The organism is Parasphingorhabdus sp., assembly GCF_048269865.1.
In the GTDB taxonomy this organism is placed as follows: Bacteria; Pseudomonadota; Alphaproteobacteria; order Sphingomonadales; family Sphingomonadaceae; genus Parasphingorhabdus.
Genome location: NZ_JBLWUA010000007.1, coordinates 100,284 through 126,213 on the forward strand (window position 1 = coordinate 100,284; position 25,930 = coordinate 126,213).

The window sequence follows — 25,930 nt, forward strand, 5'->3', positions numbered from 1 at the left end:
CGGAGGGCTGGCAACCGCCCTCTCGTCAAGGCTCCGCATAAAATGCGGAGCACCGGATGAGACAGTAAGGAATAAAACATGACCTACGAAACATTCACAGTCGATACGGACAGCGATGGCATCGCTCTCGTCACCATTGATCTGCCAGGCCAGTCGATGAACGTCTGGAACCAGGCGCTGATTACCGATTTCAAAAGCTTCGTCGACGAGCTGATCAGCAACGATGATATCAAGGGCGCGGTGATTACCTCCGGCAAGCCTTCCGGCTTTCTGGCCGGTGCCGATCTCAACATGCTGGGCGCGTCAAAAGCCGACAGCATGGCGGAAGCCTTTGAAAGCGCATGGGAACTGAACGGCATGCTGCGCCGCATGGAAACCGGCGGCAACAGCGCCAAGGACCTGCTCAAGGGCAAGGCCCACGCCAAGCCAGTAGCCTGCGCGCTTAACGGCCTTGCCCTCGGGGGCGGCCTCGAACTGGCGCTCGCTTGTCACTATCGCGTCTGCGCCGACAACCCTAAGATCCAGCTCGGCCTCCCCGAAGTGCAGGTTGGGCTGCTGCCCGGCGGTGGCGGCACGCAGCGTCTGCCACGCCTCGCCGGTCTGCAAGCCGCTGGCATGATGATCATGATGGGCAATCCCGCCAATCCGCAGACGGCCAAAGCACAAGGCTTTATCGATGAAGTCGTGCCAGCTGACGAAGTCGTCGCCAAGGCGAAAGAATGGGTAAAGGCCAACCCCAAAGCGTCCGCGCCCTGGGACAAGAAGGGCTTTAAGTTTCCTGGCGGTGCCGGCTCCATGGACCCCCGCGCTGTTCCTCTTTACCTCGGCTCCTCGGCCATGGCGCTGAAACAGAGCAAGGGCAATTACGAAGCGGTCAAGGCGATCCTGTCCTGCCTCTACGAAGGCTCGATGCTGCCAATCGACACCGCATTGCGCGTCGAAAGCAAATATTTCACCAAGCTGCTCAGCGGCCCGCAGGCCAAGAACATGATCCGCACCCTGTTCATCAACAAGCAGGCAGCGGAAAAGGGCGCGGCGCGTCCGGAAGGCGTTCCCAAATCCGACATCAAGACGGTTGGCGTGCTCGGTGCCGGCCTGATGGGTTCGGGTATCACCCATGTCACCGCCAAGGGGGGGATGAATGTCGTGGTCCTGGATCGCAATATGGAAGAGGCGCAGAAAGCCATCGCCTACAGCCAGAAGATCGTCGACAAGAAGGTCGCACGCGGCAAGATGACCAAGGAAAAGGCCGAGGCCTTCATGGCGCGGATCAAACCGACCGACAATTATGATGATCTGAAAGATGTTGACCTGATCATCGAGGCTGTGTTCGAGCGGCCCGATGTCAAAGCAGATGTGATCACGAAAACCGAAGCGGTGATCGGCAAGGATGTGGTCTTTGCCTCCAACACTTCGACTCTGCCGATTACCGGTCTTGCCAAGAACAGCAAACGGCCCGACCAGTTTATCGGCATGCACTTCTTCTCGCCGGTCGAGAAAATGCCCTTGCTGGAAATCATCCCCGGCGCCGAAACCGGCGACAGGGCCCTGGCGGCAGCGCTCGATTACAACGCCAAGATCCGCAAGGTGCCGATTGTCGTCAAGGATGTCCGCGGCTTTTACACCAACCGCGTCTTCCCGCCTTATGCCAATGAAGCGATGCTGATGGTCGCCGAAGGGGTGAAACCGGCGCTGATCGAGAATGCTGCCATCGCCATGGGCATGCCAATCGGCCCGCTCGCCGTGGTCGACGAAACCACGCTGCAGCTTGGCTATGACATTATGACATCGACCAAGGAAGAAATGGGCGACGCCTATGTCCCCAGCGGCACCGAAAAGCTGATGGACATCATGGTCAACCAGATCGACCGGCGCGGCAAGCGCTTCGGCGGCGGGTTCTATGAATATGCCGAGGACGGCTCGAAGAAATTGTGGCCCGGCCTGGCCGAGCATTTCCCGCTGGCCGAAGAACAGCCGGACGTCGAAGAGGTCAAACAAAGGCTGATGTTCATCCAGCTGATCGCCACTGCGCAATGCTTTGACGAGGAAGTGGTCTCCGATCCGCAGTCGGCCGATCTCGGCGCGATCTTCGGCTGGGGCTTTGCACCCTGGACCGGCGGTCCGATGAGCCATATAGACACGATGGGCATCGACAATTTTGTCCGCATCGCCGACAATCTGGCGCAGAAATATGGCGAACGATTCAAGCCGCCGATGAGCTTCCGCGAGAAAGCGGATGCTGGCGAGAGCTTTTACAAGGCCGCCTGATCAGGGCAAAAGAACAACAAGAAAGGGCTCCTTCGGGAGCCCTTTTTTTTGGCGGTCAGTCGAGACGTTTCGAAAGCGTATCGACTTTTTCGGTCAATCGCTCGATCTGCGCGGACAGGCTTGCCGCCGTCGGACCGTCGATCGCTTCATCTTTGGGAAGAGCGCCATAATGCGCCCGGAACAGCGCGACGAGATCCTCCACCACGGGCGTCTGCTCGCGCGTGCTGCGACCCGCCTCCATCGTCATTTCGATCGACCGGGCGCTATATTCGAGACTCCCGTAGAATATATCCCGGGCCCGCCAGAGCACTGCATCGGCGCGCAACTCGCCGCGATCCTGCCCACGCAGAAACAGCCGGTCGAAGACGGCGACATAATGGCGCAGATGGTCGCGTGACACGCTCACTTCGCTGTTGTTGCGGCGCAGGGCAAAGGTGAGGTTGATGAAATCCACGTTCACGATCACCGTGTTCAGATGATAGTGGGCCAGCGCCTCGAGACGGCCAAAGAAATCCGTAGCTTGCGCTGACGCCATGACGCCTTCCGCTTCCAGAGTAAGGCTGTCCCAGAATCGCTGCAGCACCGCGAGCATCAGTTCCGCCTTGGACTCATAATAGCTGTAAATTGTGCCTTCGCCGATCCCCGCGCGGCGGGCAATTTCCTGCATCCGGGCACCGTCGAACCCGTGATCGACAAAAATCGCCCGCGCGGCGTCCAATATGACACGCTCCTTGCGCTGAAGCTTGCTGCGCTGGGTTTCCGACGGGACCGCCTTTGAAGCCACCAGTGTTCCTTTGCGAACTTGACTCGATAATATCGAGTGCTATTCAATTAGCCTTTATGGACTCGCCGTGTCAAATGGTGAATGGTTCCCACGATCACATCGGAAAGAGGCGCTGCACCCATGCCCCAGTTTAAATCCAAGATCGCCGTCGGCTCGGACAGTTTTGAGCAAAATCGCAAGGACATGCTGACGCTGATCGATCATCTGCGCAGCCTTGAAGCACGCGCGGTGGCAGCATCGGAAAAGCGGCGCCCGACTTTTGAAAAGCGCGGCCAGCTGACGCCGCACGAACGGCTGAAGCGGCTGCTCGACCCCGGCATGCCCTGGCTGCAGCTCTACAATATGGCCAATTATCTGCTCGAGGACGAGAATCCGGAAACCAGCATTCCCGGCGGCAGCGTTATCCTCGGCATCGGCTTCGTCAAAGGCGTGCGCTGCATGATCTGGGTCGATGACAGCGGCATTCGCGCCGGGGCGGCGACGGCAGGCGGCTGGGATGCCAGCAAGGGCGCCCAGAAAATGGCACAACAATTCAAACTGCCGTTCATCCATCTGGTCGAAAGCGCCGGTGCCAACCTGATGGAATATAAGGTCGAGCTCTGGGCGCACGGCGGCATGCTGTTCCGCAACCTGGCGTGGCTAAGCGCGGACGGCATCCCGACGATGGTCGTGCTGCACGGCCCGTCGACGGCCGGTGGTGCTTATATGCCGGGCATGTCGGACTATGTGATCGGGGTGCGCGACAATGGCATGGCCGCGCTCGGCGGCGCGGCGTTGGTCCATGCCGCGACCGGCGAAGTCGCCGACGACCGGGAACTGGGCGGCACCGAAATGCACGCCGCGACCACCGGCAGCGTCGAATATCTCGCCGATGACGACGCCCACGGCATTGCGATTGCCCGCGAGACCATGGGCCGGCTGGACTGGAACAAGAACAGCACGCCAATCCGCCGCAACGACTATGAAGAGCCGATCTACGATATCGACGAACTCGCCGGGGTCGTGCCGGTTGACTATACGACGCCCTATGACGTGCGGGAGGTTGCCGCGCGGATTGTCGACGGGTCCGACTTTGAAGAGTTCAAGGCCCGCTATGGTCCGGGAACGGTCTGTATGCAGGCGAGCATCATGGGCCATGCGGTGGGCATCATCGGCAACAACGGTCCGTTCGATCCGGAGGCTGCAGCGAAGGCCACGCATTTCTTCCAGCTCTGCGACCAGTCGCAGCTGCCCATCATCTTCCTCAACAACACCACCGGCTATATCGTTGGCACCGAATCCGAGCATAAGGGCATGATCAAGCTGGGCAGCAAGATGATCCAGGCCGTGTCCAACGTCCGCGTTCCCAAACTGTCCCTCTATATCGGCGCCAGCTTTGGTGCCGGCAATTACGGCATGAGCGGCACCACGTTCGAACCCGATTTCCTGTTCAGCTGGCCCAATGCGAAGACCGGCGTGATGGCCGGCGCATCGGCCGCCAACACGATGAGCCATGTCGCCCGGGTCCAGGCGAAGCGCAAAGGCGTGGAGCCGGACGAGGAAGCGATTGCCAAGCAGGAACAGCGGATCAAGGATATTTTCGAAGCGCAGGAAAGCGCCTTCTTCACATCCGGCCGGGTGCTCGACAATGGCGTGATCGATCCGCGCGACACCCGCAAGGTGCTCGGCTTCGCGCTGGAAACGATCTTCGAGGCGCAGAACAGGACGCTGCACCCCAATGCCTTCGGGGTGGCACGGATATGAGTGGCCTGCCCAAAGGCGCGCTATGCTCCGCACTCGATGCGGAGCCCTGCAGTCAAAGCACGGTCGACGCCAAGGCTCCGGCTCGCAGGCCGGAGCACAGCGAGGGATACAACCTATGACCAATCTCCCCGAAACAAAAACCCTGGAACTCGAGCTCCAGCAGGGCTGGCTCACCATCTGGTTCAACCAGCCGGACAATCGCAACGCCCTCAGCGATGCACTGGTCGCGGAGCTGGCCACGGTGTTAAAAGGCGTACGCGACGACCGGACTGTCCGCGGCATTACCCTGCGCGGTCGCGGCGGCGTCTTCTGCGCCGGAGCAGACCTGAAAAATTTCAAGGAAAATTTCCAGCAGAGCGGCGACCGGGCGGCGATCATCAAAATGTCGAGCGGAGCGGCGGAGATTTTCGACCTCGTCAACACCGCGCCGCAGGTGGTAATCGTGCTGATCGAGGGTGCGGCCATGGCAGGCGGCTTCGGTCTGTCCTGCTGCGCCGATGTCGTGATCTGCGAAAGCGGCGCGCGCTTCGCGATGACCGAAACCGCGATCGGCGTGACCCCGGCCCAGATTTCGCCGTTCGTGATCCAGAAACTCGGCTACGCCACCGGTCGCCGGTTGATGCTGACCGCTGCGCGCTTTGATGGCGCAGAGGCGCATGAACTGGGCTTTGCCGATTTTATCGCCGACGATGTAGCAGGCCTCGAAGCGATCGAGATGCAGCTGCGCAAGCAGGTGCTGGGCTCCGCGCCCGGCGCGATCGCCGCGACCAAGGAGCTGCTCGGCCAGATCGCCGGCAAGCCGCGCGACGAAGTGATCCGGCTGGCGGCAGAAAATTTCGCCGATCGCATGGTCAGCGACGAGGCCAAGGAAGGCGTCGCCAGCTTCTTCGAAAAGCGCAAGCCGAGTTGGGTGGTGAAACCGCAATGAAAAAGCGGCGCTGCCCCATGATCGTCATCCTGAACGTGTTTCAGGATCCTTCTCCTTCATCATCTGACCAGATGCTGAAACCAGTTCAGCATGACGAGGTTTCCCTATGACCAGAATCAATACGCTTCTTGTCGCCAATCGCGGCGAAATCGCCTGCCGGGTGATGCGCACAGCCAAGGCCCTGGGCATGCGCACCGTTGCGGTCTATTCCGACGCCGATGCGGATGCTCCCCATGTCAAAATGGCGGACGACGCCGTGCGGATCGGTCCGGCACCGGTCAACGAATCCTATCTGCTGATCGACAAGATCATACAGGCAGCAAAGGACACAGGCGCCGATGCGATCCATCCGGGCTATGGCTTTCTGTCGGAAAATGCGGCCTTCTCGAAAGCCTGCGCCGATGCGGACATCATCTTCGTCGGACCGCCGGAAAAGGCGATCGACGTGATGGGCGACAAGGCCCGTTCAAAGCGCGCGATGATCGCCGCGGGCGTGCCCTGCGTCCCCGGCTATCAGGGCGACGATCAATCCGACGATGTGCTGATCGCCGAAGCCAAGACAATCGGCGTACCGCTGATGGTCAAGGCCGCAGCGGGCGGCGGTGGCCGGGGCATGCGTCTGGTCCATGATCTGGACGATGTCCCCAATGCGATCAAGCTGGCCCGCTCGGAAGCGGAAAATGCCTTTGGCAATGGCGAACTGATCCTCGAAAAGGCGATCATCAAGCCGCGCCATGTCGAGATCCAGGTCTTCGCCGACAGCCAGGGCAACACCATCCATCTCGGCGAGCGCGACTGTTCCGTGCAGCGCCGCCACCAGAAAGTGATCGAGGAAGCGCCCTGCCCTGTGATGACGCCCGAATTGCGCGAGCAAATGGGTGCGGCGGCGGTCGACGCGGCCAAGGCCGTCGATTATGTCGGCGCCGGCACGGTCGAATTTCTGCTCGACCAGTCCGGCGAATTCTATTTTCTCGAAATGAACACCCGGCTGCAGGTCGAGCATCCGGTGACCGAGGAAATCACCGGACTCGATCTGGTCGCGCTTCAGCTGACAGTTGCGTCAGGCGACTCGCTGGGTCTCGAGCAGGCGGATGTCACGCTTACCGGCCACGCCATGGAAGTCCGGCTCTATGCCGAGGACCCGGCGGACGATTTCCTGCCCAGCACCGGACCGGTCCATCTCTGGAAGCCGTCCGATCTGTCGCGGGTCGACAGTGGCATCGCCAGCGGCGGCGAGGTGTCGCCCTTCTATGATTCGATGGTCGCCAAGATCGTCACCCATGGTGCCACCCGCGACGAGGCCCGGCGGCGGATGATCAAGGCCCTGTCGGAAACCGCGCTGTTCGGGCCGAAGACCAATCGCGACTTCCTTATCGATGCGCTGGACAAGCCCGATTTCGTCCGTGGCGAAGCGACGACCGCCTTTATCGCCGAAAATTATGGTGAGGACGGAGTCGATCTCGGCGCGCCCGATTTTGCGTCCTACGCGATCGCCGCCGTCATCCATCACAAGCTGCGGCAACAGGCAGCGCACCGACTCGCGCTCAACGTCAATCCGGAGATGCTCGACTGGTCGAACACCGGCGCGCTGGAGACGGTTGTACAATATGCCGAGGGCGAAGCTGCCCAGACCGTTCATGTCCATGTCGACCAGCCGGGCCAGTACCGGGTGATATCCGGTGAAGACGAGGTCTCCGTCACCCTGATGAGCCTGACCGCCGACCAGGCAAAATTGCGCGTCGACGACCGTACCGTAGATACGATCTATTATGACGATCACCGCACGCTCTATCTGGCGTTGCCCGAACGATCGCTGACCGTCACCGACCTGACCGGTCTCAGCGCCATGGAGGACGCCGGTGGTGGCGGCACTGTCATCGCCCCGATGCACGGGTTGCTTCTCGAAATATTGGTCGAGACCGGTGCCCGCGTCGCCAGGGGCGACAAGCTGGCCGTGCTCGAGGCGATGAAGATGCAGCATGAGATACTCGCCGAGATCGATGGCACAGTCGAAAGCATCGCAGCAACCGCAGGCAAGCAGATTGCCGCCGATGATCTGATCCTGGAAATTGTCGCGGACGAAGCGGAGGAAGAAGCTTGATGGACTCAGTTCACCCTGAGCCTGTCAAAGGACGTCAGAGGGATACCGTTAGTGGTGAGCCTGTCGAACCACGCCTCTCGTCGCCAGACGCCCTTCGACAGGCTCAGGGCTAACGGGAGGAGGAATATCATGAACAACAAGATCTGCGACATGCTCGGAATCGAATTCCCGCTGGTCGCCTTCTCCCATTGCCGCGATGTCGTGGCCGCTGTCTCCAGAGCCGGTGGTATGGGCGTTTTTGGCGGCGTCAACTGCTCGCCCGAGACACTCGAGGAGGAGCTGAGCTGGATCGACGCCCATGTCGATGGAAAGCCTTATGGCTTGGACATCATCGTGCCGAACAAGGTCGAAGGCAAAGGCGAACAGCCGGACCATGAAGCGGTTCTCGCCGCCATTCCCGCGGAAATAAAGCAATTTACAAATGAGATAATGCAGCGCCACGGCGTCGATGCCGAGCGTGTCGCACAAGACGTCGAGGAAGAGCGGAAAAGGCAGGTCGCCTTCACCGACAATCTGCGCGGCGGTACGGCAGCGGCCCTGTTGGAGGTCGCTTTCCGCCACCCGATCAAGCTAATCGCCAATGCGCTGGGCATCCCGCCTCAGGTGATGCTGGAAATGGGCCAAAGCCATGGTGTGCCCGTCGCAGCACTGGTCGGCACCAGAGACCATGCGATGAGTCAGGTCGCGGCGGGCGTCGATATTATCATAGCCGTTGGCGGCGAAGCGGGTGGTCACACGGGCGATATATCGACCATGGTGCTGATCCCGGAAGTCTGCAACGCGCTGGCCCAGATCGGCGATGATACGCCGGTTCTCGCTGCCGGCGGCATTGCCACCGGCGCGCAGATGGCGGCAGCCATGGCGATGGGTGCCAGCGGCGTCTGGTGCGGATCGGTCTGGCTGACCACCGTCGAGGCGGAAACCAATCCGGTGGTAAAAGAAAAGATGCTCGCCGCCAGCTCGCGCGACACAGTGCGGGCGCGCTCGCGCACCGGCAAGCCGTCGCGGCAGTTACGCTCGCCCTGGACCGATGCCTGGGAAGCGGAAGGCGCCCCGAATCCGCTGCCGATGCCGCTGCAGTCGCTGGTCGCCGAACCGCCGCTGCGAGTGCTCGACAAGCTCAGTCAGGGCGATAATCAGGGCGCAAAGGATCTGTCCACCTATTGGGTCGGACAGGGCGTCGGCCTGATGAACGAGCAGATGACGGCCGGCCAGGTGGTGCAGGGCTTCAAGGAAGATTTCCTCACCGCCTATGAAAGACTGGCCGCCAATCTCGGGGAATGACTGTCCCCTATCCATCCTGAGCTTGTCGCCGATTTAAATGCACCATATGGTCCGGACGGCTCCGCAAAGACGGTGCACGGATTGAGGATGGCATGACAGGCACAGCGCAACCTTTGGCGGGAATCAAGGTCGTTGAATTTTCCACCATGATCACCGCCTCGCTGGCGACGATGATGTTTGCCCAGCAGGGCGCGGATGTGATCAAGGTTGAACCGCCGGGGATCGGTGATCCGATGCGCTGGCTGGGGAGCCAGAAGGCGGGGATTTCCGGCCTGTTCCACAATTGCAATCAGGCCAAGCGCTCGATCACGCTGGACCTCAAATCACCCGATGATGTCGCCACCGCGCGCCAGCTTTGCCTGCAGGCGGATGTCGTGATCCACAATTACCGGCCAGGCGTGATGGACCGGCTGGGGCTCGGCAGCAACGCCCTGCGCGCAGACAAGCCGGACCTGATCTATTGCGCGATCACTGGATTTGGTCATGAAGGGCCGCTGTCCAGACGCCCTGCCTATGACCATGTGATGCAGGCCATGTCCGGTTTCATGACCCTGCAGGGCCACCCCGAAGGCTTTGCCTATGTCAAAACCCTGATTTGCGACAAGCTCACCGCCTATACCGCCGCGCAGGCGATCACCGCTGCGCTGTTTCACCGCGAACGGACCGGCAGCGGCCAGCATATCGACCTGTCGATGCTGGAAAGCTGCATCGCCTTCCTCTGGCCCGACGCTGGCATGCATCTCACGTTGCAGGGCGACGATGTGGCGCAAGGTGCACCCTTCGCCGACTATTATCAGCTGCCGCTACGCTCGAAAGACGGGGCCATCGCCTATGCCGCAATGACCGATGCCCACTGGGATGCGGTATTCGATGTCGTCGGCCGCGCCGACCTGAAGACCGAGGAAAAATTCAGGGGCATGGCCAACCGCAGCATCCACATGGCCGAGCTGGCCTCGATCATCGCCAGCGAAAAGCCCGACCTGACCAGCGCCGAGATGGTCGCCCGACTGGCCGAACAGGACGTACCGGCAGCTCCCTGCCTGTCGCTCGAGGATCTGCCCGCCGATCAGCAGGTGCTGGCGATGGAGATTTTTGAACAGGCCGACCATCCGCTGCTCGGCCCGGTCCAACATGTTACACCCCCTGCCCGCTTTGGTGGTGCCAAGCGGACCGGCGGCGGCCCCAGCCCGGCGTTGGGCGAGCATGGTGAGGTGATCCGCGCTGAACTGGCCGGCGCACCCTGACGATAGATTATTTCAATCGCTGAGGTGCTGGGTCATTTTGTTGCGAAAAGCTGCAATGTAGCTATCCTATCGAAAAAAATAGGAGAGAATCGCATGACCTGGCAGATGGCCGATATCTGGGAGAATATCACCGCGGCGATACCTGAAAAGCCCGCGATCGTTGACGGCGACAAACGCTACAGCTGGGCGGATTATGAAAATCGCGCCGCCCGGGTCGCGCAGGTGCTGACCGATCATGGTCTCAAGCGAGGCGCAAAAATCTCGATCTATTCCTATAATTCGGCAGAATATCTGGAAACCCAGTTCGGAGCCTTCAAGGCGCGAATTTGCCCGGTCAATGTCAATTACCGCTATCTCGAAGCGGAGCTGACCCATGTCATCAATAATAGCGACAGCGAGGCGCTGGTCTATCAGGCGCAGTTCGCGCCGCGGGTTGCCGCGATCCGTGATCAGCTCGACCAGATAAAACTGTTTCTGGAAATTGACGACGGCTCCGGCGAGCATCTCGACGGGGCGGTGTCTTACGAAGAGGCGCTGCAGGCCGCGCAGCCGATGCCGGTGATCGAACGGTCTGATGATGATCTCTATATGCTCTATACAGGTGGCACCACAGGCATGCCCAAGGGCGTGATGTATGATCACAAGACCTTTGCCAGCCGACTGCTCGCCAAGGGGTTCGAAATGCGGATGATGGAGCCGCCAACGGATGCTTCAGGCTTTGGCCCGCTGGCCAGGCAGCTGCACGAACTCGACGCATCCTCGCGCGCCATCCCCGCCTGCCCGCTAATGCACGGTACCGGCATGTGGATCGGGGCGATGATCCCGCACAGTCTGGGCGGGTGCGTCGTCCTGTTCAACAACAGCCATTTCGATCCTGCTGCGCTCTGGCAACTGGCGGAAGACGAAAAAGTCACCGACATCACCATTGTTGGCGATGTTTTTGCCAAGCCGATGCTCGCCGCTCTCGACGATGCCAAGGCCGCTGGTCAAGTCTATGATTTATCGTCGCTGATGTTGATGGGGTCATCCGGCGTGATGTGGTCGACCGAAGTGAAACGCGGCCTGTTAAGCCATCTGCCGCAGATGGCGATCGTGGACAGCATGGGCTCGACCGAGGGCAGCATGGGGACCGCAATCACCACAATAGAAAATGTCGACAACGATCAGACGGCGAAATTCGAACTCAATCCGACGACCCAGGTACTGACCGAAGATGGCAAGCCAGTGGCACCAGGCTCTGGCGAAATGGGACTGATCTGCAACGGCGGTATGGTGCCGCTGGGCTATTACAAGGACGAAGCGAAAAGCGCCGCCACGTTCAAAACCTTCGATGGCGTCCGCTATTCGATCCCGGGCGACTTTGCGACGGTCGAGGCGGATGGTTCGATCACCCTGCTCGGCCGCGGCTCGGCCTGTATCAACAGCGGCGGTGAAAAAATCTTCCCGGAAGAAGTCGAGGAAGCGCTCAAGACCGACGAGTCCGTCTATGACTGCCTCGTTGTCGGCTTGCCCGACGACCGCTTTGGCCAGAAAGTGACTGCGGTCCTGTCGATGGTCGATGGCGCGCGGTTCGACGAAGCGGCGCTGGCCGAGCATGTCCGGACCAAACTGGCGGCCTATAAAGCCCCCCGGGTGTTTATCCTGGTCGACGAGGTGCCGCGCGCGGCCAATGGCAAAGCGGACTATAAAGCAGCCAAAGACATCGCACTGGAACGCCTGCAGGTGCCGGCCTAAGGCGCGGCTGCGCCGGCGAGACGGCCCGATCAACCATTGACGGGAGGTTCCCGACGGCTCCATGGACGGCGCATGCTAGTCGAGCTCATTCACAATCCGGCCTCCGGCACCCACGACGATTTCCGGTTGCAGGTCCTGTCACATGCGTTTCAGGCCTGCGGTGCGCAGGTTCGGCTCGGGCGCACCGAGCGCGATGGCAAGTTCGAGATTTTCCCGGAATGCGATCTGGTCTGCGTGTCCGGCGGTGATGGTGCGCTGCGGCTGGTGGTCGCGTCGATGGTCAAATCCGGGATCACCAAACCGCTCTGCATTTTTCCGGCCGGTACCGTTAATCTGGTTGCCAAGGAACTGGGCTATTCGGCGCATCCGGAGAAATTTGCCCGGGAAGTCATGGCCGGCTTTCTGGCCAGAGATGCCGCCCGCTTGCAGGCCCCGGTGATCACTAGCGATGACCAGCCCTTCGTCGCCTGCATCAGCGCCGGTCCCGACGGACAGGCAGTGGCACGGCACAGTCCAAGGCTCAAGAAGCGGATCGGCGGCGCGGCCTATGCCTTTTCAATGCTCCGGCTGCTCGGCGACTGGCCCAAATTGCGTTTCGCAGTAGAAGTGGAAGCGCCGGACGGAAGCAAAATACAGCGCAACTGTGCTGCGATCTACGTGATCAAGGCGCGCCATTATGCCGGACGCTGGGTGCTGGCGCCGGAGGCCGCGCTGGAAACGGATATTTGTCATGTCCTGTTGCTCAACCTTGCGCGGCGGCGGGATTTTTTCCGCTTTCTGGCAACCGTGGCGCTGGGCCGCGATCCGGCGCTGCTTGATTTCGTTGAATCCTTACCGGCCCGTCGGCTGACCATAGACCCGGCGGACGAGCCGACACGGGAAGCGGCCTTTCAGGTCGATGGCGATATGCTGCCGCTGCAGCCACGGACGATCGGCATTACCGGCCAAACCGTTACCTATTGCCTGCCCATTCCGGAATAGCCGGCGGCTTTTACGTGGCCTGACAATGGTCGGCGATAAGATCGACCAGTTGGGGTAATTTGCTGGACGGCAGATCATGCCCCATGCCCTCGACCAGCTCAAACCGGGCACCCTTGACGTTCGCCGCAATATCCTTGCCGCAAGCGGGCGGAATCAGCGGATCGTCGGCACCGTGAATGACCATCGTGGGGACTTTTATGCGGTTGGCAACCGGCCTGAGATTGCCGGTATCGATGATCGCCGCCATCTGGCGCTTGGGACCCGCCGGATAAAAAGCCCGTTCCTGCGCCAGTTTCATCATCGCCCGGCGCTCGTCCGGACGGTTGCGTCCCTCGTCCGAGGCAATCAGCGAAGAGAAGGCCAGCCCCAGTTCCAGTGCTTCGTCCGGGGTTCGCGCGTTGGCGCGGGCGGTTTTCATCAGCACCCGGCGGACATCGGCACTGGCCCCCGGCAGGCCGGGGCCATTGGTTGAAGACATGATGGCCGTGAATGACAGCACCCGTTTGGCGTGATCCGCCGCGATCAGCTGGCCGATCATTCCGCCCATCGAAGCGCCGATAATATGCGCCCGGTCAATCTTCAGAGCATCGAGCACGCCCACCGCATCCCGCGCCATATCACTGAGATTATAGGGTGCCATCTGCCGGTGCGGAAAGAAACGCTTGGTAATCAGCTGCCGGATGGGATTGGGGCCGCGCACGCCATCAAATTTGTAGGACAGTCCAACATCACGGTTGTCAAAGGTGATGACCCGAAAGCCTTTTGCCACCAGACCGTTGACGAAATCCATCGGCCAGTAGATCAGTTGCGCGGTATATCCCATAACCAGCAGGATCGCCGGATCGTCCGGATTCCCATGGTCTTCGACCTCAATATTGATGCCATTGGCGATAACTTGCATGGGCTCATCCTGATCATCGGGAAAAGAGGTTAAGTACCAGAATATGCTGGGGTTACAAGAACGGCCAGCGACGCGGCGAACCCGATGCGTTGTGGGCCGCTGGCCAAAAAGTTGCGCGGCGCGACTTTTCGATGGCATCAGCCATCCTGGCCTTCACGCAGAGACCGGGCCATTGCCTTCAATAGGTTCCAAGAATCATGTAACCCACTGATAAATATAGGTTTATTTACAAGGTGGGCCAATGAATATTCGACTTTGGGCTATCCTAAATATGCTCCCCGGTAAGACGCTGGCAAATAAGGTCCAGTTGATCGAGAGTGGCATATTCGATCGCCAACGTACCGCCCTGCCCGCTCGACTGAATTTTCACTTTCAACCCCAGCAGATCTCCGAGATGATTTTCCAGAGCCTGTATATCGGCGTCATTTTCCGACGTCGCTGCCGCTTTTTTCGGCGAAGGCGACTTGTCGCCAGACAATGATTTCCGCACCAGACGCTCGACATCGCGAACCGACAGGCCCTGTTTGACAATCTGGGGTGCCAGTTCTTCGGCATTCGGTGCGTTGATCAGCGCCCGCGCGTGACCCATCGACAGTTTTTCATCAACGACCAGCGCCTTGACGGTCGCGGGTAGTTCCAGCAGCCGCATCAGATTGGCGATATGACTCCGCGACTTGCCGACGACCTCGGCCAGCCGCGATTGGCTATGCCCGAAATCCTGGCTCAGCCGCGCATAGGCCTCTGCCTCTTCTATGACATTGAGGTCCCTGCGCTGAACATTTTCCACGATCGCAATTTCAAGCGTTTCTTCATCGCTGAGGTCGCGGACAACCGCCGGGATCTGGTGCAAGCGTGCACGCTGGGCCGCCCGCCAGCGCCGTTCTCCGGCAACGATCTGAAATGTCTTGCCTTGCGGGCGGACGACGATCGGCTGGATCACACCGCGTTGCCGCATGCTGTCAGCCAGTTCATCCAGCGCGTCGGAATCAAAATGCTGACGTGGCTGGTCGGGGTTGGGCCGGATATCGGCAACCGCTATCGATCGCAAACCGTCGATGACCGGAGATGCAGCGCTTCCTTCACCATCGGCGGACTCTGCCGGGGCAATAGGTTCTTCCCGCTGAATGTCCCCGAACAGACTGTTCAGTCCGCGGCCGAGTCCGGTCACGCGTTTCGGTGCCTTTTTGCTTTTTTCGGTCGGGGCCGGATCGTCAGCCATCAAGCGGCCACCTTGCGCTCGGGCAACCGGCCGATCAATTCGCGGGCGAGATCGATATAGGCCACCGATCCACTGCAGCGATAATCGTAGATCAACGCCGGCAGGCCGTGGCTGGGTGCTTCGGATAGCCGGACGTTGCGCGGGATGACCGTATTAAAAACAACATCGCCGAGACAGGCGCGCACATCATCGGACACCTGTTCCGTCAGCTTGTTGCGCCGGTCATACATGGTCAAGACAACGCCCATGACGGATAGCTCGCGGTTAAAGCGGGCACGAATGCGTTCGACGGTTTGCAGCAATTGGCTCAGCCCCTCGAGAGCAAAAAATTCGCACTGCAACGGCACCAGCAGGGATTCCACCGCAACCATTGCGTTGAGCGTCAGCAGGCCGAGAGACGGCGGACAGTCAATCAGGATGATATCCCAGCGCCCATTCTCAGCGCTGTCCAAAGCCTTTTTCAGCCGGTGGGTCCGCTCCTCAAATTCCACCAGTTCGACCTCGGCGCCCGAAAGATCGACCGTCGCGGGAACAATCTCAAGGCCGGGAACCTTGGTCTCGTTAATACAGTCGCTCAGAGCAACGTCGTTGATCAGGAGATCATAGCTGCTGTTGGCGCGGTCCCCCTGGGTCAGCCCGAGACCAGTCGAAGCATTGCCCTGCGGATCCAGATCGATCAGCAGCACTTTCCAGCCGCTGGCCGCCAGTGCGGTGGCCATATTGATTGCCGTGGTGGTCTTGCCGACACCGCCTTTTTGATTGGCTATTGCGATACGGACCATGTTCAGCTCTACCCTATCAGATCGGTTTCTAGCCCTTTCCCACCAATATACCGGCGTCCGGATCGGTCAAACTATGTTCCACGTGAAACATTTTTTGCCGTTTTGGCGACAGGCCCTTTAACTCCCTTACCGCATTTTTGCCCTTAGGTAAGAGCCAAACCGTATTTTTTGTGCAAAAACGATGGGAAAGTGCAAGAAGTCGGTCAAGTGGTGCAAAAGCGCGGGCACTTATGACATCCACCGGCCTGGTTTCTACATTCTCCAATCGGTCTGCCAAAACCGTCGCATTGCCACCAATGCCAGTCTTGTCGACCACATGGTTCAGAAATTCGGTCCGCCGTTTGCGCGATTCAACCATTTGCACCTGATAGGATGACAGGATTGCGATTACGATACCGGGAAAACCTGCGCCCGTGCCCAAGTCGAGCCAGATCTTGTCATCATCAGGCTTCGGCGCATACCGCAAGAGCTGCGCACTATCTACCATATGACGCGCCCAGAGATGGTCGGCGCTGGCCTTGGAAATCAGATTCTGCCGCTGCATTTCGTCGCGTAACAACGCGCCGAACAGCTCCAGCCGCACCCATGTTTCACGTGAAACATCGAACTCTGCGCGCAGCCAGGCCTGCGCCTCGTCTTCGGTCATGCGGCAAGATTCCGGCTATCGCGCCGGCGCGCATGCACAAGAATGGCCGCCAGAGCCGCCGGGGTAATCCCCCGGATACGCGATGCTGCGGCCAGCGTGTCCGGCCGCGCCACAGTCAGCCGCTCCACCATTTCGTTGGAAAGGCCGGCTATGGCTGCATAATCGAGATCATCACCGAGCGCGATTTGCTCGTTTGCCCGGAGATCCCTGAGTTCGGATTCCTGTCGTTCGAGATAAGGCGCATAGCGGGCATCCTCCTCAATCTCGGCGAGAAGGTCGGGATCAGAATCTGCAAAACATGCTTCTACTTCTTCCACCTTCTTCAAGGCCGCAATCGAAATATTGGGGAAGCGGAGCCATTGAAACAGACTTTGCCGAGTGCCATCGCGGCGGACATCGACGCCCTCCTTGCCAAGATCTTCGCTGGAATAAACGATCTGCAACGCGGACAATGTCCGACGGCGCATCTCTTCACGCTTGTCGAACCACTGCTTTCGTTCCGGAGACACGCAGCCGGTCTCGATGGCGATCGGCGTCAAACGCGTAGAAGCATTGTCAGCGCGGAGCCGGAGCCGATATTCTGCCCGGGCGGTGAGCATCCGATAGGGTTCCGTCACGCCCTGCAACACAAGGTCATCGATCATCACCGCCATATAGCTGGTGCCGCGATCCAGCGTCGGCGCGTCCTTGCCCTGTATCGCACAAGCGGCTCCCAGTCCGGCAATCAGCCCCTGCGCTGCCGCTTCTTCATAACCGGTTGTGCCATTGATCTGCCCCGCGCAATAAAGCCCGTCGAGATCACGGACCTTCAGCGACCGGTCCAGAGCGCGCGGGTCGATATGGTCATATTCGACCGCATAGCCCGGGACGACGATTTCCGCCTGCTCCAGACCTTCCATGGTCCGGACGAACGCCAGCTGTACATCGGCGGGCAAGGACGTGCTGATCCCGTTGGGATAGACGAGGTTGGTATCCAGGCCCTCCGGCTCGAGAAATACCTGATGCGAATCGCGGTCGGCAAAGCGATGAATCTTGTCTTCGATCGACGGACAGTAGCGAGGTCCCTGCGCACCGATTGCGCCGCTGAACAGCGGCGAACGGTCCAGCGAGCCCCGAATGATATCGTGCGTCTCGGGGGTCGTCCGGCTGACCGCACAGAAAGTTTGCGGAACCTGCCGACCCTCGGACAGCGGTGACATGGTCCAGCCATCATCATCCGATGGCTGCTCCGGCAAGGCCGCCCAGTCGATCGTGCGACCATCAATGCGCGGTGGCGTGCCCGTCTTCAACCGGGCGATCGGCAGTCCCGCGTCTCGGATCTGCTGGCCCAGCGATACCGAAGCCGACTCCCCTGTCCTGCCGCCAGCGACCGTCTCTTCGCCGCGAAACAGTTTGCCGTTGAGAAACGTGCCGGTCGCCAGCACGACAGCCTCGGCGTGAATGGCCGACCCATCGGCCATGTGAATGCCACGGACGCGGGACCCGGACAGCATGAGGCTTGCCACTTCCCCCTCGACGATGGTGAGATTGTCCTGGGCATCCAGCATCCGGTCGATGGCCGCCTTATACAGTTTGCGATCGGCCTGCACCCGAGGCCCCTGCACCGCCGTGCCCTTCGACAGGTTGAGCATGCGATAGTGAATGGCCGCAGCGTCGGCTGCCCGGCCGATCAAACCGTCAAACGCATCGACCTCGCGCACAAGATGGCCCTTGCCCAGCCCCCCGATCGCCGGATTGCAGGACATCGCCCCGATGCTGTCGCGGGTAAAGCTGACCAGCGCCGTTGACGCACCCACGCGCGCTGCAACAGCAGCTGCTTCGCAACCGGCATGGCCGCCGCCCACTACAATGATGTCAAATTTCCGCGTCATCCCGCGCCCATAGCTCAACCGCCATTGCAGGTCAAAAGCTACTGATCAGCGGACGCTGTTCCACGTGGAACAATCACTTGCCGATACAGAATTTCCCGAACAGGCCATCGAGCATATCTTCCGTACTGGCCGTGCCGGTAATCTCATCCAGCGCTTTGCGGGCCATCCGCAAATGTTCGGCAATGATCAGATAATCGGATTCGCCGATGATAGCGGCAAGACTGTCGGTCGCGGCGGTAAGTCGATCTGCCTGACGGGCATTGACGCTCACCTGATCTGCATCGGGCAAAATGTCCCTGGCGCGGGTCACCAGAAAATCGACCAGAGCATCCATACCCTCACCACTGACCGGGGAGAGCATGAAGGCCCCCTCACCTTTCGGCTGGTGCTGAGGATGATCGGACCGGGATGCGACCTCGACCAGACGATCGGATTGCGGCCCCTCGCCCTCATCGCCCAGCCACAGGATAATATCCGCTGCTGCAAATTGCTCAAGAGCGCGTTCGATCCCGATTTGCTCGATCGTCTCCGCTCCGCTCTCCCGCACCCCGGCCGTGTCGATAAACAGAAACGGGATACCGCCGAGCGCGATCGGCACTTCGATTACATCGCGCGTGGTTCCGGCGATATCCGAAACGATCGCCGCTTCGCGATCAACCAGCGCGTTCAGCAACGTCGACTTGCCGCTATTGGGCGGACCGCCCAATACGACCCTGATACCGTCGCGCAATTTTTCGGCTCGCGGGCGCGCCAGCACGTTGCGCATATCATCGGCCAATGCCCGGGTCTCATTCTGCAGCAATGCCGTTTGCGCCGGTGCGACATCATCTTCATCGGAAAAATCGAGCTCGGCTTCGATTTGCGCCGACAGCTGCAAGATGCGTTGCTGCCAACCGTCCACCCTGCGCGACAGCGCGCCGCCCGCATTGCGCACCGCGGCCTTGCGCTGCAGTTCGGTTTCGGCGAACAGCAAATCGGACAAGCCTTCCGCTTCCGCAAGATCCATTTTGCCATGGGTGAACGCACGCCGGGTAAATTCTCCGGGCTCAGCCTTGCGCAAGCCGGTGATCTGTTCGAGCGCCGCTTCGATCGCGCGAATAACCGCGCGGCCTCCGTGACAATGAATCTCGGCGAGATCTTCTCCCGTGGCACTGTCAGGGCCGGGAAACCAGAGACAAAGCGCCTGGTCCAGCAACTCTCCATTAACCATATCGGTGATATTTGACAGAGATGCAACACGTGGTTTTGGTACATTACCAGTCAAAGCTGCAAGCGCCTGCCCTGCAGCAGGCCCGCTGATCCGCAGAATTCCGATCGCCGCCGGGGGTTGCCCGCTGGACAGAGCGAAAATGGTATCAGCGACCGTCATTTTGGCAGAAAGCGGCGGCTAATCCGTCTTTTTCTTGGCAGACGACGCTTTTCCGCCGCCCGATGCAGCGCCCATCGCCCCGGTCATGAAAGAGGAGAACATCTTCAGGCCAGCCTCACCCATTGGCGCGATGATCTTGGTGAAATTCTGCAATTGTTCTACCGACTTGGCGCCCTGCAGGAATTTTGACATTTCCTCGACGTAGCTCTCATTGAGTTTCGCTACATCCGGCAAGCCGATCAGGCGGCGGGCCTCCTCCGGTGTGCAGTCCATTTCAACGCTGACTTTCATTATATCTTCCTCTGTCTGGCCATTGCCGCGAAGTCCCCTCCCCGCGCAACAGGTTGATGTTCCACCTTGCCTGCATCTGATATGGGGATATTGTAACCAAAGAATCAAGTGATGATACAAAGGAGTTCGATGATGGGCACGATGGAAGCGGTCAAAACTTTAACCGGAGACGCAGAATTTCCCTGCTATGTGGTCAAGCCAGACGGCGAGGCGAAGGCTGCAGTCATTGTGATTCAGGAAATATTTGGGGTCAACAAGGGCATCAAGGCGAAGTGCGACCATTGGGCCAGCCTCGGCTATCTCGCGCTTGCTCCGGATCTCTACTGGCGGATCAACGAGGGCACCGACCTCGACGCGGACGTAGAGGAAGAATTTCAGACCGCCCTCGATCTGATGGGCAAGTTCGATCAGGATCAGGGGATCCGCGATATCGAAGCCACCGTCCATTATGCCCAGGCTGCCATCGGCAGTCACAAGGTCGGCTGCGTTGGCTATTGCCTCGGTGGCCGCCTCGCCTTCATGACCGCCTGCCGCACCGATATCCGCGCTTCGGTTGGCTATTATGGCGTCGGCATCGACGAGCTTCTTGGCGAAAAGCACGCGATTTCCCACGAAGTGATTCTCCATATCCCGACCGCGGACGGATTCGTCTCGCCCGAAGCGCAGGCCACCATGCATGAAGGCCTTGACGATCATCCGAAAGTCACCCTGCACGATTACGAAGGACTCGATCACGGCTTTGCCGCCGAATTTGGCAAGCGCCGCGATGAAGCGGCGGCCAGTCTCGCCGACCGCCGCACCGAAGCCTTTTTCGCGGAACATCTGGCATGAGCGTCCGCGACAATCTGAAAGTCTGGCACGCCCATTTCGAGGATAAAAATGGCAGCGGCCTGCGCGACCAGATCGCCGAAGATGCTGTCTTCCATTCTCCGGTCGTCCACACCCCGCAATCCGGAAAGCCGATCGTTGTCGCCTATCTGAGCGCCGCCGATATCGTGCTGGCCAACGACAGTTTCCGCTATGTCCGCGAAATTGTCGATGACGAGGCCAATATGGCAATGCTGGAATTCGAGCTTGAGCTCGACGGGATCCACGTCAATGGCGTCGACATCATCAGCTGGAATGACGACGGCAAGATTCAGGACTTCAAAGTGATGGTCCGGCCGCTCAAGGCGATCAACAAGGTCTGGGAAGAAATGGGCAAGATGCTGGAGAAGATGAAGGCCTAGACAAGTCGTTTTCTGACAAACGAGGCCCGTTCTTCGACGCTGGCCTTTGGCAATTCGACCAGTTCATAGCCATAGGATGCCCAGGCCGCTGAAACGGCGCTATAAGTAGCCCTCGCTTCCTCCCAATCCTGAATCCGGTCATCATCGCCATGGTAGATTTCACGCCATGGCGGTGCCACAAAGACGGGTCCGTCATATCGGTAATTTCGGCATACCCGGTCGAGTTCCGCCGGTATTGATAGGCCCATCAAATCCAGAAATCCGGCATTGTCAGAAAATCCACGATCAAACAGCCAGGGTCCGCGTCCGGCGCGGGCCTCGTTGAAATTCTCAATATCCAGTTTCAGCATTTCCAGCGCGTAGGACAAGGGGTCCCGCATTCGCAACTCCCGGCCACCGGATTGCGCCAACACCGCGCGCCCTGACTCACGACCAATCGCGATGCCTTCTTTGGCCAACTGATTACAGAGAGTTGTTTTTCCCGATCCCGGACCGCCGGTTACTACCGCTATCTGTGCAGCGTCCGAAATCACCCGAACAGCGTGAGCACACCAATCGTCTGCTCGTCGCCCAGCAAGCCGGTATAAATCATCTTGCCAGCGACATAGACGATCACCGCCAGACCCAGATAGGCGATCCATTTATACCGTTCGATATATTTGGCGATGACATTGGCTGCCAGACCCATAAGCGCGACCGACAGCAACAGGCCGATGACCAGAATACCCGGATGCTCGCGTGCGGCGCCAGCCACACCCAGCACATTGTCGAGACTCATCGATACATCGGCAGCGGTCACGCCCCATACCGCGCCCCAGAATGATTTGGGCGATTTTACACCGCTATGCTCGTCACCGACAATCTCGTCGGACCCGGCAGATTCGCCTTCGTGGAAAATCTCGCGATAGAAGTTCCAGCCCACCCACAGCAGCAGCAGGCCGCCAGCCAGCACCAGACCCACGATCTGCAACAGCTGGACCACGATCAGCGCAAACAGGATGCGCAGAACCAATGCCGCCGCAATACCGATCAGGATCACCTTGCGCCGCTGAGCCGCCGGCAAACCGCCCGCCAACGCGCCAACCACGATGGCATTGTCCGCGGCAAAAACGAGATCGATCAACACCACTTGCCCAAAAGCCGCCAGCGCAGCTGGCGATCCAATATTCGAAAAGTCATGGACAATGGCTGACCAGATATCCGAGAGCGAACCCAGACCGGTAGCAGCGGAAAAAATCGTAAGAATTTCAATCATGGAAAAATCGATCGTCCGTAACAGTTCACAACCGGCATAGGGTCGTAAAAATGGTGAAGCAAGGCGCGCCATTGCTGATATTCCGGCGACGCGCGGAAACCGTCTCGGTGCGATTCAATACTGTCCCAGAGGATCAGGAGCAAATATCGTTCCGGATCGTCGTCAGATTGGCGAACCTCGATCGAATGAAAACCGGGTTGACTGGCAACCAGCGCCCTGGCTTTGGTCATCGCAGCCTCAAACGTAGCTGATTGCCCCGGCCGGACCTGCAAAATAGCATGTTCGACAATCATTGGAGCGATCAGGCAGCTATTGGTTCATGCTGTCGAAGAAATCGTCGTTGGATTTGGAATCCTTCATCTTGTCGAGCAGGAATTCCATCGCGTCGATCGTTCCCATCTGCATGAGAATGCGGCGCAGCACCCACATTTTCTTGAGTTTTTCGTCCTCGACCAGCAATTCTTCCTTGCGAGTACCGGACTTGCCGACGTCCAGCGCCGGGAAGATCCGCTTGTCGGAAACCTTGCGATCCAGCACGATTTCCGAGTTGCCCGTACCCTTGAATTCTTCAAAGATGACTTCGTCCATCCGGCTTCCGGTATCGATCAGCGCTGTGGCTATGATCGACAGCGAACCGCCTTCCTCGATATTGCGGGCAGCACCGAAAAAGCGTTTTGGCCGCTGCAAGGCGTTGGCATCCACACCACCGGTCAGCACCTTGCCGGAGCTTGGCACCACGGTGTTATAGGCGCGGCCGAGACGAGTGATCGAGTCGAGCAGGATAACCACATCATGCTTGTGCTCGACCAGACGCTTGGCTTTCTCGATCACCATTTCGGCGACCTGCACGTGGCGGGTGGCAGGCTCGTCGAAGGTCGAGCTGATCACTTCGCCCTTCACCGAACGCTGCATGTCGGTCACTTCTTCCGGCCGCTCGTCGATCAGCAGCACCATCAGATAAACTTCCGGATGATTGTCGGTGATCGCCTTGGCGATATTCTGCAGCAGCACGGTTTTACCGGTCCGTGGCGGCGCCACGATCAGCGCGCGCTGGCCCTTGCCTTGCGGCGAGATAATGTCGATCACCCGGGCGGACTTGTCCTTGTCGGTCGGATCGAGACTGTCGAGCTTCAGCTTTTCGTCAGGATAGAGCGGCGTCAGATTGTCAAAATTGACCCGGTGGCGGACGGCATCGGGATCATCGAAATTGATCGAGATGAGCTTGGTCAGAGCGAAATAGCGCTCGCCATCGCGCGGTGCCCGAATCTCGCCCTCGACCGTATCGCCAGTGCGCAAGCCGAACTTGCGAACCTGGTTGGGAGAAACGTAAATATCATCGGGACCAGCAAGATAATTGGCATCGGCCGAGCGCAGGAAACCAAAACCGTCGGCCAGAACTTCGATGGTGCCGACGCCCATGATCTGCTCGTCATTGTCCGCCACTTCCTTGAGGATCGCGAACATCAGATCCTGCTTGCGCAGGGTGGAAGCGGTTTCAACACCCAGCTCTTCGGCCATTGAGACCAGGTCAGCGGGCGATTTTTGTTTTAATTCTTTTAAATGCATGGATCTTTATCCAGATATGTCAGGAGGTTATTTCTTCAAATCGCATGTGCGCAGCGGAAGCTGTATTCGATTCACATGAAAGATCGCCCGGACGGGCTTTGACCGTTAATTACGCTTTTGTGATTTCGCTGTCAACCAAGGCCAATCAAAATGGCTTGATGATCACCAATATGACGATGATGGCAGCGGTGATACCGGGCACTTCGTTGACCAGCCGCAAAGCCTTGTCACTCATCGTCCGCTCGCCTCGCGCGAGTTTCTTCGAATAGCCAATCATCCAGCCATGATAGCCGGACAGCAACAACACCATGAGCAATTTGGCATGAAACCAGCCCTGGCTGAACGCCCCGATATTATAAGCGAGCAAAAGGCCGAGCACCCAGACGATGACAAGCGACGGGTTAAGAATGATCTTGCGGAGCTTGCCCTCGCGTTCGATCCATTTCGCATCCTCATCGGATCCGACGGCGCATTCCTGATGATAGACGAAGAACCGCGGCATCATGAACAATCCTGCCATCCAGAAGATGACAAAGATAAGATGGGCCGCTTTTAACCAGAGATAGAGCATGGACAGAATTTCATTCATTGCCGTACGAGTGTAAGCAGCTTTTCGACATGTTCAATGGGCGTGTCCGGTAAAATTCCGTGGCCGAGATTGAAAATATGCGGTCGATCCTGAAAAACGTCCAGAATGTGGCGCGTCGATTTTTCCAGCGCATCACCACCGGCAATCAGCGCCAGCGGATCCAGATTGCCTTGCACCGGAAGCTCTGCAGGCAGATATGTGTTGGCCCAGACCGGATCGACCGTTTCATCCAGACCGATGGCACTGGCCCCGGTTTCTCTGGCGTAGGCAATCAATTTTGCACCGGCGCCTTTCGGAAAACCGATAATCGGCAAATCCGGATGCACGGCTTTCAGCCTCGCTATGATCGCGGCATTGGGTGCGATTACCCATTTTTCAAATTGCGCCGGCGACAGCGACCCGGCCCAACTGTCAAACAATTGCACCGCATCCACACCCGCCTCAATCTGGCCGAGCAGATAGGTCACGGTATTGTCGACGATCGCATCGATCAGCTGGGAAAATGCCGATTCATCCTGATAGGCGAAACGGCGTGCCGGTGCCTGGTCCTTGCTGCCCTGCCCGTTGATCATATAAGTGGCGACGGTCCATGGACTGCCGGCAAAGCCCATGAACGTGGTTTTATCGTCGAGCTGTGCGGAGACCGCTCGAACCGTTGCATAAATAGCCTCAAAATGCTCAGGAGCGCCCTCTAGAGAGGCCAAAGACGCGTCCAGCAACCTTGGTGCCAGCCGGGGTCCTTCTCCTGCTTCAAACCAAAGCTTCTGGCCCATCGCATGCGGCACGATCAATATGTCTGAAAACAGGATCGCTCCATCAAAGTCAAAACGCCAGATCGGCTGCATCGTGACTTCCGCTGCGGCCTCGGGATCATAGCAAAGTTCAAGAAATCCACCCTTTTTCGCCCGCAATTCGCGATATTCCGGCAGATAGCGGCCAGCCTGGCGCATCAGCCATAACGGCGTTTGTTCGGTCTTCTTGCCGAGCAGTGTCTGGAGCAAAATTTTCGGTGAATCGGTTCCGTTCGGCATAGCGGGCAGGTCATCCATTATATAATATCAGTATATATATTTTAAATTGATGTTGATGATAGAGCGTGGAAAAGGCGGTAACGCGCCAGCGCCGCAAATACAAACAGATTGACA

The 25,930-nt window shown here is 59.1% G+C and carries 24 protein-coding genes; 10 read left to right on the top strand and 14 right to left on the bottom strand.

The genetic code is table 11. The features are described 5' to 3' along the window. Window positions 1-78: 78 nt before the first annotated feature. The gene (locus ACN0WW_RS10850; protein ID WP_417612309.1) at window positions 79-2,268 is read left to right on the top strand and encodes a 3-hydroxyacyl-CoA dehydrogenase NAD-binding domain-containing protein; all 2,190 of its coding nucleotides are present in this window, start codon (window positions 79-81) and stop codon (window positions 2,266-2,268) included. A 55-nt stretch (window positions 2,269-2,323) separates the two neighbouring features. On the opposite strand, the gene ACN0WW_RS10855 is transcribed toward ACN0WW_RS10850, so the two are convergent. Continuing rightward, window positions 2,324-3,052: a TetR/AcrR family transcriptional regulator gene (locus tag ACN0WW_RS10855; protein WP_417612311.1), complete on the bottom strand. Its 729-nt coding sequence runs from the start codon at window positions 3,050-3,052 to the stop codon at window positions 2,324-2,326. Window positions 3,053-3,172: 120 nt separating this feature from the next. On the opposite strand from ACN0WW_RS10855, the gene ACN0WW_RS10860 reads away from it, so the two are divergent. From ACN0WW_RS10860 to ACN0WW_RS10890, 7 genes are all read left to right on the top strand, one after another. Beyond that, entirely contained in the window at window positions 3,173-4,795 is a 1,623-nt protein-coding gene (locus ACN0WW_RS10860) for an acyl-CoA carboxylase subunit beta (protein WP_417612313.1), read from the top strand. A gap of 115 nt (window positions 4,796-4,910) precedes the next feature. Then, window positions 4,911-5,723: an enoyl-CoA hydratase/isomerase family protein gene (locus tag ACN0WW_RS10865; protein ID WP_417612315.1), complete on the top strand. Its 813-nt coding sequence runs from the start codon at window positions 4,911-4,913 to the stop codon at window positions 5,721-5,723. Between the two features lie 106 nt (window positions 5,724-5,829). After that, window positions 5,830-7,824: an acetyl/propionyl/methylcrotonyl-CoA carboxylase subunit alpha gene (locus tag ACN0WW_RS10870; RefSeq protein ID WP_417612317.1), complete on the top strand. Its 1,995-nt coding sequence runs from the start codon at window positions 5,830-5,832 to the stop codon at window positions 7,822-7,824. Between the two features lie 129 nt (window positions 7,825-7,953). Beyond that, the gene (locus tag ACN0WW_RS10875; RefSeq protein ID WP_417612319.1) at window positions 7,954-9,108 is read left to right on the top strand and encodes an NAD(P)H-dependent flavin oxidoreductase; all 1,155 of its coding nucleotides are present in this window, start codon (window positions 7,954-7,956) and stop codon (window positions 9,106-9,108) included. A gap of 92 nt (window positions 9,109-9,200) precedes the next feature. Further along, window positions 9,201-10,352, top strand: coding sequence for a CaiB/BaiF CoA transferase family protein (locus ACN0WW_RS10880; RefSeq protein ID WP_417612321.1), 1,152 nt, complete (start codon window positions 9,201-9,203; stop codon window positions 10,350-10,352). A gap of 93 nt (window positions 10,353-10,445) precedes the next feature. Next, window positions 10,446-12,086, top strand: a complete 1,641-nt coding sequence (locus ACN0WW_RS10885) for an acyl-CoA synthetase (RefSeq protein ID WP_417612323.1) — start codon at window positions 10,446-10,448, stop codon at window positions 12,084-12,086. A 72-nt stretch (window positions 12,087-12,158) separates the two neighbouring features. After that, window positions 12,159-13,067, top strand: a complete 909-nt coding sequence (locus tag ACN0WW_RS10890) for a diacylglycerol/lipid kinase family protein (protein ID WP_417612325.1) — start codon at window positions 12,159-12,161, stop codon at window positions 13,065-13,067. A gap of 10 nt (window positions 13,068-13,077) precedes the next feature. Here the strand turns inward: ACN0WW_RS10890 and ACN0WW_RS10895 are convergent, their stop codons facing one another. The 7 genes from ACN0WW_RS10895 to ACN0WW_RS10925 form a co-directional block, all read right to left on the bottom strand. Beyond that, window positions 13,078-13,968, bottom strand: coding sequence for an alpha/beta fold hydrolase (locus ACN0WW_RS10895; protein WP_417612327.1), 891 nt, complete (start codon window positions 13,966-13,968; stop codon window positions 13,078-13,080). Between the two features lie 265 nt (window positions 13,969-14,233). After that, complete coding sequence (locus ACN0WW_RS10900) at window positions 14,234-15,187, bottom strand: ParB/RepB/Spo0J family partition protein (protein ID WP_417612329.1); 954 nt, start codon at window positions 15,185-15,187, stop codon at window positions 14,234-14,236. Then, complete coding sequence (locus ACN0WW_RS10905) at window positions 15,187-15,969, bottom strand: ParA family protein (protein ID WP_417612331.1); 783 nt, start codon at window positions 15,967-15,969, stop codon at window positions 15,187-15,189. Before ACN0WW_RS10905 ends, ACN0WW_RS10900 begins: the two co-directional genes overlap by 1 nt. Before the next feature lie 28 nt (window positions 15,970-15,997). Beyond that, window positions 15,998-16,615 (bottom strand): 16S rRNA (guanine(527)-N(7))-methyltransferase RsmG, encoded by a 618-nt coding sequence (gene rsmG / locus ACN0WW_RS10910; protein ID WP_417612333.1) that lies wholly within the window; start codon window positions 16,613-16,615, stop codon window positions 15,998-16,000. Further along, window positions 16,612-18,486, bottom strand: a complete 1,875-nt coding sequence (mnmG, locus tag ACN0WW_RS10915) for a tRNA uridine-5-carboxymethylaminomethyl(34) synthesis enzyme MnmG (RefSeq protein ID WP_417612335.1) — start codon at window positions 18,484-18,486, stop codon at window positions 16,612-16,614. Before mnmG ends, rsmG begins: the two co-directional genes overlap by 4 nt. A gap of 73 nt (window positions 18,487-18,559) precedes the next feature. Beyond that, window positions 18,560-19,855 (bottom strand): tRNA uridine-5-carboxymethylaminomethyl(34) synthesis GTPase MnmE, encoded by a 1,296-nt coding sequence (gene mnmE, locus ACN0WW_RS10920; RefSeq protein WP_417612337.1) that lies wholly within the window; start codon window positions 19,853-19,855, stop codon window positions 18,560-18,562. An 18-nt stretch (window positions 19,856-19,873) separates the two neighbouring features. Further along, window positions 19,874-20,146, bottom strand: a complete 273-nt coding sequence (locus ACN0WW_RS10925; RefSeq protein ID WP_417612339.1) for a DUF6489 family protein — start codon at window positions 20,144-20,146, stop codon at window positions 19,874-19,876. A 132-nt stretch (window positions 20,147-20,278) separates the two neighbouring features. On the opposite strand from ACN0WW_RS10925, the gene ACN0WW_RS10930 reads away from it, so the two are divergent. Next, the gene (locus ACN0WW_RS10930; protein ID WP_417612637.1) at window positions 20,279-20,977 is read left to right on the top strand and encodes a dienelactone hydrolase family protein; all 699 of its coding nucleotides are present in this window, start codon (window positions 20,279-20,281) and stop codon (window positions 20,975-20,977) included. Further along, on the top strand, window positions 20,974-21,375 hold the full coding sequence (locus ACN0WW_RS10935) for a nuclear transport factor 2 family protein (protein WP_417612341.1): 402 nt from the start codon (window positions 20,974-20,976) through the stop codon (window positions 21,373-21,375). The genes ACN0WW_RS10930 and ACN0WW_RS10935 overlap by 4 nt, the downstream gene beginning before the upstream one ends. On the opposite strand, the gene ACN0WW_RS10940 is transcribed toward ACN0WW_RS10935, so the two are convergent. The 6 genes from ACN0WW_RS10940 to hemE form a co-directional block, all read right to left on the bottom strand. After that, entirely contained in the window at window positions 21,372-22,016 is a 645-nt protein-coding gene (locus ACN0WW_RS10940) for an AAA family ATPase (protein WP_417612343.1), read from the bottom strand. The genes ACN0WW_RS10935 and ACN0WW_RS10940 overlap by 4 nt on opposite strands. Continuing rightward, entirely contained in the window at window positions 21,905-22,630 is a 726-nt protein-coding gene (locus tag ACN0WW_RS10945) for a YjbE family putative metal transport protein (protein WP_417612345.1), read from the bottom strand. Before ACN0WW_RS10945 ends, ACN0WW_RS10940 begins: the two co-directional genes overlap by 112 nt. Beyond that, complete coding sequence (locus tag ACN0WW_RS10950) at window positions 22,627-22,923, bottom strand: antibiotic biosynthesis monooxygenase family protein (RefSeq protein WP_417612347.1); 297 nt, start codon at window positions 22,921-22,923, stop codon at window positions 22,627-22,629. Before ACN0WW_RS10950 ends, ACN0WW_RS10945 begins: the two co-directional genes overlap by 4 nt. Window positions 22,924-22,939: 16 nt before the next feature. Then, complete coding sequence (rho, locus tag ACN0WW_RS10955; protein WP_417612349.1) at window positions 22,940-24,196, bottom strand: transcription termination factor Rho; 1,257 nt, start codon at window positions 24,194-24,196, stop codon at window positions 22,940-22,942. A gap of 145 nt (window positions 24,197-24,341) precedes the next feature. Further along, window positions 24,342-24,785, bottom strand: coding sequence for a CopD family protein (locus ACN0WW_RS10960; protein WP_417612351.1), 444 nt, complete (start codon window positions 24,783-24,785; stop codon window positions 24,342-24,344). Continuing rightward, a complete protein-coding gene (hemE, locus tag ACN0WW_RS10965; RefSeq protein WP_417612353.1) occupies window positions 24,782-25,816 on the bottom strand; it encodes a uroporphyrinogen decarboxylase in 1,035 nt (344 codons plus the stop codon). The genes ACN0WW_RS10960 and hemE overlap by 4 nt, the downstream gene beginning before the upstream one ends. Between the last annotated feature and the right edge of the window lie 114 nt (window positions 25,817-25,930).